This window comes from Paenibacillus sp. FSL R7-0340 (assembly GCF_038002205.1).
GTDB classification, from domain to species: Bacteria; Bacillota; Bacilli; order Paenibacillales; family Paenibacillaceae; genus Paenibacillus; species Paenibacillus polymyxa_B.
This window is the reverse complement of sequence record NZ_JBBOBY010000001.1, coordinates 1,006,397-1,018,663: the sequence shown is the minus strand read 5'-3', so window position 1 is coordinate 1,018,663 and position 12,267 is coordinate 1,006,397. Positions and strand designations below refer to the sequence as shown.

Here is a 12,267-nt window from a genome sequence, read left to right as displayed (position 1 = left end):
TTATTTCTAAAGCTGTAAAATACCACGTTCCAACGAAACAGCAACAGCTTCGGATCTGGAATCAACACCAAGCTTGTTATAAATATTCGTTAAATGTGCCTTTACGGTACGCTCGGAAATTCCCATATCAAACGCAATTTCCTTACTTTTATAACCATGTGCAACAGACTTTAATATGTGCCTTTCCTTATCAGTCAGAACTAAGTTTCTTTCGTGTGACTCTATCTCAGCTTCTCTCTTATTCGTGGCAGCGAATACCCTTGCTGTTATCTCTGGCTGAAGCAGCGTTTCCCCCCTTAGCGCAGACTCAATAGTGCGAAATAAATTTTCTCGACTGGTATCTTTTAATAAATATCCTTTTGCTCCCAAAGAGAGCCCCTTAATCATTAAATCATCTTCGTTATAGGTCGTCAGGATAATGACTGGTGTTTCATTTTGTTTTTCTCTGAGGGCTTTCATGGTTTCCAAACCACTCATTTGTGGCATATATAAATCCAACAATATGACATGCGGCTGAAGTTCTTCAATCAATTTAAGAGCCGTTACACCTTCTCCGGCTTCACCAATAACCTCATAACTGTCATTGGTCTCCAGCACCAGCTTTAATCCTTCTCTAACTACCCAATGATCGTCGACAATTAAAATCTTGTATTTCATGATAGGTCTCCTTTAGTAAGAGGCGTCTCTATTTTTATAGCTGTACCTTCTTGAAATATACTGCTAATATTGATTTTTCCACCCAGTATCCGTACACGTTCATGTATACCTATTATTCCGTAATGCCCTGTTTGCTTGGCAATAATATCCGTATCAAATCCTTTTCCATCATCGCGAATCTCGATTTCAATCTTGCCTTCGTTATCTAAAATATTAATCCATACGGTATTAGCATGTGAATGCTTCGCTACGTTGGTTAAACACTCGCTTATAATAAACAATCCATGTTCGAACACCAGTCTGGGAACCGAAGCTTTAATTTTGATGTTGCGTATTACACGAATGCTCGTAGCCATTGTAAATCGCTGTATTTCTTCCTCCACTGCTTCTGCAAAATCAACTTCCGAGATGGTTTTCGAACGCAGATTGTCTATAGCTCGCCTTGAATCAGACAATGTTCTTCGCACTTGTGACATCGATTGTTGAACGATCTCCTGAGCTCTTTGCGTACTTCCTTTTGTCAGATGGGCATCAATGGCTTCAAGTTGCATGATTAGCCCAGCAAGCCCCTGTGCCAGCGTATCATGAAGATCACGGGCCATACGTTGTCGTTCGTTAGCAATTGTAAGTTCTTCGACCTTTTGATGTGCGATTTCAAGTTCCTTAAGAACATTTTGCGTGTGGATTCGTGCTTGGACTTGTTTGAGAAAAAGAATGGCATAAGCTACTATAACAACTGCAATTAGAAAAAATAGCGGGATGAACAATACAAACTGCTTGCCATCATTATGCCAGACCACAGCCACACAAAAAAGTACATAGGAGATCAAAAATACAAGAATGACCTTAAGCGGCTTATAATAAATACCTATACTCTGCCCCACCAAAATTGGCATTAACCCAACCAGTACAATGGAGAAACTTTCAGGTAAAAGTAAGGCACTTGAAAAGATCAATCCTCCTTGTACAACAAAATAAGCCCATGAAAAATATTTTGCAACTCTTTGAGCATGCAAGTACAAGAGGATGTGTAATATGACAATTACAGTAAATAAGACACTTTGCAGAAGATTTAGTCCACTAGACAAATGTTGAAGAATGACAGACTCACTATAAATTATAAAAATCCATATTATAGTTAATACTTTTGAAATATCTTTCTTCTCAAATTCACCTTCACTTTCACTTATTTCCGTATCTACATTCTGGACCTGTACATTGAATTCATCGTTCATAATTCCCTCCTACAATTCTGAATTCGGCTTTTCAACTTATTAGAGACCATGCCGCTATGAGGGCCTGATCCATTTAGTTTGGACAGAAATCATTTATATATTATTTTACAAAAAAACAAACAGAAAAAAACGTACACATGGGCAATATCATTTGTACGTTTGGGCATTAAATACTATTTGCTTTTTAAGAATCATCTTCATTTTGGTATAAAAGCTTAATGCTAACTCTCCTCTGCACGTTACCTGCAGCTTCATTGTCTTCAGCAATCACCTGCCACTGTCTGCCGATAAGCCCTTGCAAAGTATCGATTTCGAGAGGATCAAGATGCAGATTCTTCAACGTGATCCCATCTTGCTCATAATCGCGATCTAGGGCTCGATCAAAACGAAAATAAAGCAGCCTTTTCAATCCATTGATGTGTAAAAACTTAAATTCATAACCACTAAGGATCGCTTCTTCCCACTCGTCTCCTATGTCTTCTGCCGTTTGACAACGTTCTTTGAAATCCATTGTTTTTTCTTTAACCTTGTCGAGCAAAGGAGTGAAATCCTGTTTTTTGATACATTCAATGATGACGTCTTTCGGTTCACCACTCGTACGTAAGTTCTCGATCAGAAAGGCCACTGGGATGGACAATTTCACTTTACTCATTGGAGTATACTCCTTTACTCAAGTAGGAATTGAACCAAGCCACCACTTGTTCAAAGTTATCCACACGAAGGGACGGTTTACCGCTCTTTAGCAATGAATGATTGGACCCGGGATATCGAATGAGGCGTGTTATTTTACCCAACCGCTTCAGAGCCGTATATAACTCATCCCCTTGGCTAACAGGGCAGCGCAGGTCTTCCTCGCCGTGTAAAATCAGCAACGGAGTTTCAATGCTATTTACATGTGCCAGTGGGGATTTGGACCAGAGTAGCTCAGGATCTTCCCACGGGTTAGCCCCAACGATTCCCTCTGTGTAGGAAATACCAATATCGCTCAAGCCATAGAAGGAGAGCCAGTTGGAGATGCAGCGTTGCGTAACGGCAGCTCGAAATCGGTTCGTGTGAGAAATGATCCAGTTGGTCATCAGGCCGCCATAACTGCCGCCAGCCACCCCGAGCCTGGTTTCATCTATACAATCAAACTGGCTCAGCACAAAGTCCAAGGCGTCCAGCAGATCACGATAATCTCCTCCCCCAAAGTCCCCCCGGCAGGCCTGAGCAAAATCCTGACCATAACCAAAGCTACCGCGCGGATTGGTCATGAGCACGGCATATCCCTGCGCAAGGAGCGTCTGCATTTCATGGCTATACGTGCCGGTATACATCGCATGGGGTCCGCCGTGAATTTGTAAGATCAAAGGAACCTGATCCCCCGGTACCATTCCGGCCGGTTTGAAAATCCATCCTTGTACCTTGAAGCCATCCGAAGCCTCAAACCAAAATGTCTCTGGTGAACTCACTTGCAAGGAAGCCATATGATCGTCGTTATGGTGCGTAAGTCGCTTCTCTTCCCCTGTCTCCAGATTCATTTGATACAGCTCGCCTGGCCGGTCCACATCAAGTGCAGCAAAAACCAAATAGCGGCCGTCAGCAGATAGCGTGTACTGATAGATATCTCTATCACTTCCGCCAGTCACCGCTTGAACATCCCCGTCCATTGTGATGCGGTATATATGAACAGCACCCTGCAACGTCCCGAGCACATACATTTCTGGCTTCAATCGTGCAGGAGCATATAACGGAGATGGAGACGGACCAAATGATTTCATATCGCTTAAGGCGAAGTTGCCGATTTGCATGTCTAATTCAGGAACCAATAGTTCCGGGGCTCCCCCCGTAACAGGCACGGTGTATAGTCGATTCTGGCTACCACTTCCATAAATGCGATCACTAGCGATCAGAGTCAATGATTTTCCGTCTGGGGCATACGAAAATTGGCTAATCGCCAAGCTGGAATCCGTAACTTTCACCAGATTACCGCCGTCGCAATCGATCGTATACACATCCGAAAACGAAAGCATGTCTGCATCCTTCATGTCGTCGTCTACACGTTTGGACAAGAAGGAAATCTGCTTGCTGTCCGTGGACCATACAGGGTAAGATGCATTCCAAGGTCCCGACGTTATTGGCGTGATCCGGCCGTTTTCAAGCTCCAATACATATAAATGACTAAATAGACCATTCCACCAGCCCGATCCTTCAGCTTTGGGAGTGGTGCGATCCACGATACGTCCCCGCTCACCGGATTGCTTGCTATATTCCTCAAGCCCCATGGCTTCCCGCTCAGCGTGTATACTCACCATACTTGTGAATACAATATACTTTCCGTCCGGTGACCAGACGAATGCACCCACTCCCCGCTTCACCTCCGTCTGCTGCTGTCCCTCTCCACCTTCAGCCGGAACCGTCCATAGCTGTTTGCTTCCATTCGCCAGACGTAAAAAAGCTAGCTGTAATCCATCGGGTGACCAAGCTGGAGCCGAATCCTTGTGGCCACCGGTCAACGGCTGATCGTCGTTCCCAAGAAGGGATGCGACACGGATGTGTGTTTGGTAGTCATTCTTTGGGCGATCTATGCTTTTATTGACGTAGGCAATCGTTCCATCGGGGCTTATTGTGGGATCACTGATCCACTGATATCCGTACAAATCCTCCGGTACAATTGATCGTTTATTCATGAGTAGCCTCCTTTTTTTGGTTAACGCCTACTTCCAAAAGTTCATCTATTCGTGAGCCACCTGCTCATGCAGGGGAAAATGACAGGCAGCAATATGTCCTGGAGTATGCTCTTCGAGCAATGGACTCTGTAGTCGGCATATCTCTTGTGCATAGGGGCAACGCGTGTGAAAAGTACAGCCCGAAGGCGGATTGGCAGGATTGGGGATTTCCCCCGTCAATGTGATCCGTTCTTTACGCAGCCTCGGATCAGGAACAGGCACTGCCTCAAGCAATGCTTTTGTATACGGATGTTGCGGTCTTGCAAACAACTCGTCACGATCTGCAAGCTCCACGATTTTGCCCAAGTACATCACCGCGATGCGGTCGCTAATATGCTTGACGGAGGGCAACCCGTGGGCAATAAAAATGTAGGTAAGCTGGAACTGCTGCTGAAGCTCCTTTAACAAATTCAAAATCTGAGCCTGAATTGACACATCCAGCGCGGATACAGGTTCATCACAAACAATGAGCTTCGGTTTCATAGCCAGTGCTCTCGCTATGCCAATCCGTTGACGCTGCCCGCCACTGAATTCATGGGGATGCCGATCCGCTAAATGCGCGCCTAACCCTACCGTTTCCAACAGTCGAAAAACTTCAGCTTTAAGCTCCTTGCCTCTAGCAATCCCGTGTACCTGCAGCGGTTCCGCGACGATATCAAAAACCTTCATTCTTGGATTTAAAGAGGAATACGGGTCTTGAAATACAAATTGTAAATCTCGTCTGACTTTACGGACTTCTTCGTCTGTTAAATCAGACAGGCTTTGCCCTTGAAAACGAATTTCGCCTGCCGTGGGTTCTAATAGTTGTGTAATCATTTGTCCTGTTGTTGATTTGCCACACCCTGATTCCCCTACAATACCTAAGGTTTCTCCTGGCATCACCTTAAAGCTCAAATCATCAACCGCCCGTACATAACCGCTCTTTCTGGAAAACCAGCCCTTGTTCATCGGAAAATATTTCTTAAGCCCATTCACTTCGAGAAGCGGTGTTTTCTGTGCTGTCTCGTTCATACTGACACCTCCTCCATCCGTAAACATCTGACATAGTGTCCTGGATTCTTGGCCTGTATTTCAGGATGAATCCTTGTGCACTGTTCCTGGGCATAAGGACAGCGGGGATGAAATGGACAACCACTCGGCATCTGCATCATATTAGGAACGGTACCGGGAATGGAATCCAGCCATTCCCTCTGTTCCGTAAGCTTAGGGAGTGATCCTAGCAGTCCGATCGTATAGGGATGGCCCGGCTTTTCGAACAATTCAAATACGTCCGCTTCCTCGACTACTTCCCCGGCATACATCACGACTACCCGGTCAGCCATTTCCGCGACGACACCTAAATCGTGGGTAATAAGAATGATGCCTGTATTCTCTTCCTTGCTCAGCTTGTGGATTAAATTCAAAATTTGAGCCTGTATCGTTACATCCAGGGCCGTCGTCGGCTCATCAGCGATGAGCAGTTTTGGCTGGCAGGCCAAGGCCATTGCGATCATCACCCGCTGACGCATTCCTCCCGACAACTGATGTGGGAAATAACCTACCACTTTCGACGCGCCAGGTATACCTACCCTTTCCAGCATCTCTATACTTTTCTGCCGTGCTTCGGGTTTGCTCAGCTTCTGATGCTGCCGGATGACCTCACTGATTTGGTTGCCAATCGTAAATACAGGATTCAACGAACTCATTGGCTCCTGAAAAATCATGGATACCTCGTTTCCCCGATATTTGCGCATTTCTCCCTTGGACAATTGGAGCAAGTCTCGTCCTTCAAGCAGAATCTCCCCGCCCACGACTTTACCTGGTGCTGCCACTAAACCCATAATAGACAAGGAGGTTACACTTTTACCGGAACCGGACTCTCCAACAATAGCTACTGTTTCGCCTGGATTCACAGTGAAGCTGACACCGTTGACCGAAGGAACGATGCCATCCTCCGTTTTAAAGTAGGTTTTCAAATGATTCACTTCAAGCAATCTCGTGGTCATCTTTTCCGATCCCCCGCTTTCTGTTATTCTTTCGCTTTCATATGGGGATCTAACACGTCGCGAAGCCAGTCACCGAGAAAAATGACGCCCAGGACTGTGATGGTAATCGCCAGACCGGGAAACGTTGCCACCCACCAGCTCGTGGCTATATACTGTCTCCCATCGCTCAGCATGCCACCCCAAGACACTGCCGGCGGTGTAATCCCTAACCCGAGAAAACTAAGAGAAGCTTCCATAATAATCGTCGTTGCTACATTCATACCGGAAATGACGATAAACGAAGACAGGACATTCGGTAAAATGTGCTTCAACAAAATCCTACTATTTTTAGAGCCAATCGCCTTGGCTGCTTTAACAAAGTCTCGTTCCTTGATACTCAATACCTCGCCCCGGACAACTCTCGTATAAGAAACCCAATTTGTAACCCCAATGACGAAAATGAGCGTAGTCATGCCAGGCCCTACCACGGCCAAGACAACCAGCATCAGCAGAATAGCCGGAATAGCCAAAAAGGCGTCGGCAACTCTCATTATGGTGGCATCCACCCATTTACCATAAAACCCGGCGAGGAGGCCGAGGATTGCGCCAATGGTGCCTGAGACCAGAACTGCACCAATACCGACGATAAGCGAAACTCTCGCTCCATATACGATACGACTCCACATATCTCGTCCTAGGTTATCTGTACCAAGCCAATGTTTCGGCAATCCACCATCCAGCCACATAGGCGGCTTCAGACGGTTAAGCGGGTCAATTTCCGCAGGATTGTGACTGGCCAGCATAGGGGCACATAATGCCGTTAAACTAACGAGCAGTAAGATTACTGCGCCGACTGTTCCGGTTTTACTTCGTAACAGTTGCTTCCATATGCGTCCGATACCGGACGGTTGTGTCTGCTTTTTGCCATCCAGGTTTAGATCTGGACCAAGGGCTTGTACATCATGAATGCCTGCCACGCTTCCCCCTCCCCTCTCTAGTTGTATTTAATCCTTGGATCAAGCAGTCGGTAAACGACATCGGTTAAAATATTGCTGACCACCACAATAAAGGCAATCACAAATACAGCAGCCTGAACGATAGCCATGTCGTGCGTATTCACAGCGACGACAAGTAACTGTCCCAAACCCGGCCATGCAAATACCGTCTCTGTAATCAGTGTACCGCCGATCAAGCTCGTAAATTGCAAGCTCATAATCGTAACGACCGGAATCAATCCATTACGGAAAGCGTGTTTTCCGATAACCACGATTTCTAGAATCCCTTTACTTCGGGCTGTTCGAATATAGTCCTGATTCAAAATGTCCAGCATACTGGAGCGAATGAGTCGGGTCATCTGTGCAGAAAGGCCGACACCCAGTGTAAAGGCCGGGAGTATTAAATGATCCATCCCGCCCCGGCCGGACACCGGAAGCATCCCTAACATGACGGAAAATAATAAGATGAGCATAATCCCCATCCAAAAGTTAGGCATGGCCTTTCCGACTACGGATAAACTGGAAATGATTAAATCGGTAAAGGTATTCCGTTTGACTGCTGAGATGACGCCCAACGGCACAGCAATGATGACCGCAAAAATCATGGCGGCTACTGCCAATTCAAAACTGGCAGGCAGCCGTTCCAATACTAACGGCAAAGCCGATTCACCATAGCGAAACGAGGTGCCAAAATCTCCTTGTAAGGCACTGCCAATAAATTTAATGTATTGCGTATATAAGGGCTGATCTAGCCCCAGCGCCTGCGTTAACACTGCACGATCCTCAGCTGTAGCGGTCTCCGGCAGCATAAGGGCCACAGGGTCCCCAGTTACCCTCACCAGGATGAATACAATAAGGGAGACAATCAACAGTACAGGGATAACCTGAAGCAGTGATTTAGCGATATACGTTTTCAATCTGTCACCTCCATAACCAGCAGGCTTTTTTTAAAAGGACGGGCAGGAACCTTCATTGAGGTCCCCGCCCGTTCATTTCTCTTCTTTATTTAGCAGGTGTAATATCCTGTGCATAGAACATCTCATCGCTTCTCGGTTGGAAATTCACACCGTTACCGGTGCCATAAATCCCTTCCATTTGGAACAGATATACGGCTGGACGATCTTCAGCCAAAATCTGTTGCACTTGCTGATACTCTTTTTCACGCGAGGCTGTATCCAAATTCGTCAGCGCATGCTGCAGCAGCTTCTCTACCTTCGGATTGTTATAATCCGTTTCGCCTTTTGCCTCTTCTACCAGATAGCGATTATAGTTGTTGGAAGCATCAAATAGAGAATTACCAATGCCGATCATAAACATTTCTTTGAAAGATTTGGAACTGTAACGCTCACTGAAAGCACTTGGCTCCAGCACGTCCAATTTAATGTTGAATCCTTCTTTATTTAACATGGCGGCTACGACCTCGGCATACTCTTTGTATATTGAGGATACTGAAAGGGTCAATGTCGGGCCTGCGCCAGCATAACCGGCCTGCTTCAGCAGTTCCTTAGCTTTAGCCGGATCATATAATGTTTTCTCATATAAGGAAGGATCGGCACCAAAGTTGCCTGGTGTAACGGAAGTACGGGTTACAATCCCAGCACCGCCTGCGATGCTGTCTACGATTCCTTTTTTATCAATCGCGAGATCTATCGCTTCTCTCACTTTGGAGTCAGCCGTAACACTGCCCTGACTTTGACGTAAAATCAATTGCAGCACACGCTGGATCGGAGCCTTGACGATTTTCTTACCCTCTTCGCCTTGAACACGTTCTATATCCGTGGAAGGGATACCAGATGCAATGTCAATCGAGCCTGCGAGCAGTTCAGATACACGCGTAGAAGCTTCTGGAATGGAGCGAAAAACAACTTGATCCCATTTGGGCTGACCTTCGTAATACTTATCGTTTTTAACGAGTACCACCCGGTCATCCTTGATCCATTGGCTAAATTTATAAGGGCCCGTACCTATCGGATTTTTAAGGAATGCCTCTATCCCATTTTTCTCAATATACTTGGAAGGTAAGATGCCAGCTCCCATTTTGGATAAACGATTCAACAGCAACGGATCAGGTCCATCGGTGATGATGTCTGCCGTATGTTCATCTACCACTTTCACTTCTTTGATATTTTTAAAGTAGGAATTTTGTTTGAGTGTGTTATCCTTTGCTACTCTTTCTATCGTGTACTTCACATCTTCGGCTGTGAATGGATCACCGTTATGGAAGGTTACCCCTTCGCGCAGATGAAAACGCCAAGTGGTATCATCTACCTTTTCCCAGGAAGTAGCGAGTCCAGGTACTTTCTTCTGCTGACTATCATTTTTCAATAAGTAGTCAAATACGTTAACCAGAACAGCTTCACTCGCCGTATTGTTATTGTTATGTGGATCAAAACTTTCAATATCCGTAGCATTAGCAATTGTCAGTACTTTACTGTCGGTCGATGTTGCGCTGTCTTTACTATCGCCTGTGGATTGGGTACCGCAGCCTGCCAGGATCATCGCAGCAATCAGTAACGTAATCCCGCCTCTAAACCACTTATGTCTATTCATCTTGTCCACTCCACTCCATTAAGGTTGTATATTGCCACACAGCTGCATTTGAGCGTCTTAATCCCAATTTTATGTTGTCTTCAAAAAATTCAGCGCGATGGCCGACATCATGGCTACCCCATAAGGCAGTACCATTTCATCTAAATCAAATCTGGGATGATGTAATGGATAGCTAGTATCTTCATCACCTCTCCCACATCCCAGCCGGAAAAACACGCCGGGTACCTGCTCACAATAAAAAGCGAAATCCTCCCCGCCTGTTGACGGTTTGATGTAGTCCCACTCCTTGGAGCCAAACAATTGCTCACTCGTTTCCGTCATCAGATCGACCATATCCGGGTCGTTCTGCACAACCGGGTAGCCCTGCTGATAACTCAGCTCATATCCAGCTCCGAACGACTCACACACCCCACGGACCACCTGTTCGATCAGCTCAGGCATCCGGTTACGCAGTTCCGCAGATAGGGTACGCACGGTACCGATCATCTCTACTTCCGGTGCAATGGCCGCTCCCATATACCCGCCACTAATTTTGCCAATCGTAATGACCATGGTTTCAAGGGGATCAACCATACGACTTGAAATGTTTTGCAGGGCAGAAATAACCTGCGCGGACACGGCAATGGCGTCTATTCCCTCATGTGGACGGGCAGCATGACCGCCTTTGCCTAGAATCTTAATGGTTAAGCTATCTGCCGATGCAAAAGCGACCCCTTTGCTGACCCCCAGTGTTCCTGTCTTCAGACCCGGGAACATATGTAGTCCTGCCATCGCATCCACTTTTGGATTCTCCAATACACCGTCATCGATCATAGCCTTGGCCCCTGCCAAACCTTCTTCAGCCGGCTGAAAGACAAATTTGATATTTCCTCTTTCAGGTCGCTCCAAATGAGCAAGTAACTGTGCAGTTCCCATCAGTATGGCTGTATGGGCATCATGCCCACATAAATGGGCCTTACCTGGGATCTCCGAACGATAGGGAACCGTTTTTTGATCCTGAATCGGTAATGCATCCATATCTGCCCTTAGACCGATGGTAGGCCCTGGGCTTTTTCCCCGTAACAGAGCCACAACCCCGGTTTTCCCTACCTGGGTTGTCACCTCCAACCCGAGACTACGCAAGTGCTCGGCTACAATGCCCGATGTTCGAATCTCTTCATAACCCGTTTCAGGATGGCGATGAAAATCCCTTCGCCATGTGATCAATTGCTCTTGAAGTGGTCTAGATAAAGCCAAAAGCTCGTGTATGTTCATGTTTTCACCCTCCCCACTCGAATCGTATTCTTTTTCTGTATGATATCGTTAGCCTTTTGCAACCACTCTTGCATAAATGGCATCTGCGGAATGTCCGATATGATGCTTCATCATTTCCCGCGACTTCTCAGCATCTCGTGCCCGAAGTGCACTCAAAATTTCTGTATGGACGTCGTAATTCACCGTCCGAATCTGATCATCATAGGGCATGAGATCAAGTGCCGGGTTAATCTTGGTACGAATCTGCCTAACCGCATCTTCACAAAATGGATTACCGGATGCTTTGGCAATGGCCAGATGGAATTTAACATCCAAGGCCCGAAACCATTCTCGGGTACAGTCCGCTTCAATGCTCTGTTCCAGGTAATGCTGAAGCAGGTCCAGTTCATCCGTGGTGATCCGCGCAGCCGCTAAAAAAGCACCCTCTGGCTCCACAATCATCCGATATTCAAAGACCTTCAGCATGTGCTCCCAATCTTTTGCAATTTCTTCTCGGGTACGTTTATGAGAGTTTGCTGTCACTGGAAGAACAAAGGTCCCTCCCTTGGCGCCTACTCTCTTCTCAATGAGTCCCTTGGATTCCAATTGAGATAACGCCTCACGGACTGTAATTCTACTGGCATTAAATATTTCTGCGAGTTCCCGTTCTGTCGGTAGTTGCTCCTCGCTAAGCAATTCCTTTAAAATAATAGCCTCTTCCAACTGCTCTCTAATAAAATCACTCACTTTTTTAGCTGATACTTTTTCAAAGCGCAGAGGAGTTTGGATTAACATATGAACACTCCGATCATAAATCTTTAAGGTCTAAACCTTATACCATTGTGAAAAACAAAAAAATATAAATCTGTTGTTATCATAATACCTAGTAAACCTATATGCAATACTTTTTTAAAAATATTTATGA

At 45.9% G+C, this 12,267-nt stretch carries 11 protein-coding genes; all 11 read right to left on the bottom strand.

Translation table 11 applies throughout. The features are described 5' to 3' along the window. Positions 1-6: 6 nt before the first annotated feature. Positions 7-657, bottom strand: a complete 651-nt coding sequence (locus tag MKX59_RS04430; RefSeq protein ID WP_340857691.1) for a response regulator transcription factor — start codon at positions 655-657, stop codon at positions 7-9. Beyond that, entirely contained in the window at positions 654-1,892 is a 1,239-nt protein-coding gene (locus MKX59_RS04425) for a sensor histidine kinase (RefSeq protein ID WP_340857689.1), read from the bottom strand. The genes MKX59_RS04430 and MKX59_RS04425 overlap by 4 nt, the downstream gene beginning before the upstream one ends. A gap of 184 nt (positions 1,893-2,076) precedes the next feature. After that, positions 2,077-2,544, bottom strand: a complete 468-nt coding sequence (locus MKX59_RS04420) for a hypothetical protein (RefSeq protein ID WP_340857687.1) — start codon at positions 2,542-2,544, stop codon at positions 2,077-2,079. After that, entirely contained in the window at positions 2,537-4,561 is a 2,025-nt protein-coding gene (locus MKX59_RS04415) for a S9 family peptidase (protein ID WP_340857686.1), read from the bottom strand. The genes MKX59_RS04420 and MKX59_RS04415 overlap by 8 nt, the downstream gene beginning before the upstream one ends. Positions 4,562-4,606: 45 nt before the next feature. Next, positions 4,607-5,611 carry an ABC transporter ATP-binding protein gene (locus MKX59_RS04410; RefSeq protein WP_053326145.1) on the bottom strand — a complete coding sequence of 335 codons (1,005 nt, stop codon included), beginning with the start codon at positions 5,609-5,611 and terminating at the stop codon, positions 4,607-4,609. After that, positions 5,608-6,585 carry an ABC transporter ATP-binding protein gene (locus MKX59_RS04405; protein WP_023990421.1) on the bottom strand — a complete coding sequence of 326 codons (978 nt, stop codon included), beginning with the start codon at positions 6,583-6,585 and terminating at the stop codon, positions 5,608-5,610. Before MKX59_RS04405 ends, MKX59_RS04410 begins: the two co-directional genes overlap by 4 nt. 23 nt (positions 6,586-6,608) lie before the next feature. Next, the gene (locus MKX59_RS04400; RefSeq protein ID WP_023990422.1) at positions 6,609-7,541 is read right to left on the bottom strand and encodes an ABC transporter permease; all 933 of its coding nucleotides are present in this window, start codon (positions 7,539-7,541) and stop codon (positions 6,609-6,611) included. Between the two features lie 17 nt (positions 7,542-7,558). After that, positions 7,559-8,476: an ABC transporter permease gene (locus tag MKX59_RS04395; protein ID WP_023990423.1), complete on the bottom strand. Its 918-nt coding sequence runs from the start codon at positions 8,474-8,476 to the stop codon at positions 7,559-7,561. Between the two features lie 85 nt (positions 8,477-8,561). After that, the gene (locus MKX59_RS04390; protein ID WP_023990424.1) at positions 8,562-10,109 is read right to left on the bottom strand and encodes an ABC transporter substrate-binding protein; all 1,548 of its coding nucleotides are present in this window, start codon (positions 10,107-10,109) and stop codon (positions 8,562-8,564) included. Between the two features lie 69 nt (positions 10,110-10,178). Beyond that, positions 10,179-11,363: a M20 metallopeptidase family protein gene (locus MKX59_RS04385; protein ID WP_028541761.1), complete on the bottom strand. Its 1,185-nt coding sequence runs from the start codon at positions 11,361-11,363 to the stop codon at positions 10,179-10,181. A 48-nt stretch (positions 11,364-11,411) separates the two neighbouring features. Next, positions 11,412-12,137 carry a FadR/GntR family transcriptional regulator gene (locus tag MKX59_RS04380; protein ID WP_023990426.1) on the bottom strand — a complete coding sequence of 242 codons (726 nt, stop codon included), beginning with the start codon at positions 12,135-12,137 and terminating at the stop codon, positions 11,412-11,414. Positions 12,138-12,267: the final 130 nt, after the last annotated feature.

Bases quoted from the DNA above. Each gene is read 5' to 3' on its own strand.
- MKX59_RS04430 (WP_340857691.1), bottom strand. From the start codon at position 657: ATGAAATACAAGATTTTAATTGTCGACGATCATTGGGTAGTTAGAGAA.
- MKX59_RS04425 (WP_340857689.1), bottom strand. From the start codon at position 1,892: ATGAACGATGAATTCAATGTACAGGTCCAGAATGTAGATACGGAAATA.
- MKX59_RS04420 (WP_340857687.1), bottom strand. From the start codon at position 2,544: ATGAGTAAAGTGAAATTGTCCATCCCAGTGGCCTTTCTGATCGAGAAC.
- MKX59_RS04415 (WP_340857686.1), bottom strand. From the start codon at position 4,561: ATGAATAAACGATCAATTGTACCGGAGGATTTGTACGGATATCAGTGG.
- MKX59_RS04410 (WP_053326145.1), bottom strand. From the start codon at position 5,611: ATGAACGAGACAGCACAGAAAACACCGCTTCTCGAAGTGAATGGGCTT.
- MKX59_RS04405 (WP_023990421.1), bottom strand. From the start codon at position 6,585: ATGACCACGAGATTGCTTGAAGTGAATCATTTGAAAACCTACTTTAAA.
- MKX59_RS04390 (WP_023990424.1), bottom strand. From the start codon at position 10,109: ATGAATAGACATAAGTGGTTTAGAGGCGGGATTACGTTACTGATTGCT.
- MKX59_RS04385 (WP_028541761.1), bottom strand. From the start codon at position 11,363: ATGAACATACACGAGCTTTTGGCTTTATCTAGACCACTTCAAGAGCAA.
- MKX59_RS04380 (WP_023990426.1), bottom strand. From the start codon at position 12,137: ATGTTAATCCAAACTCCTCTGCGCTTTGAAAAAGTATCAGCTAAAAAA.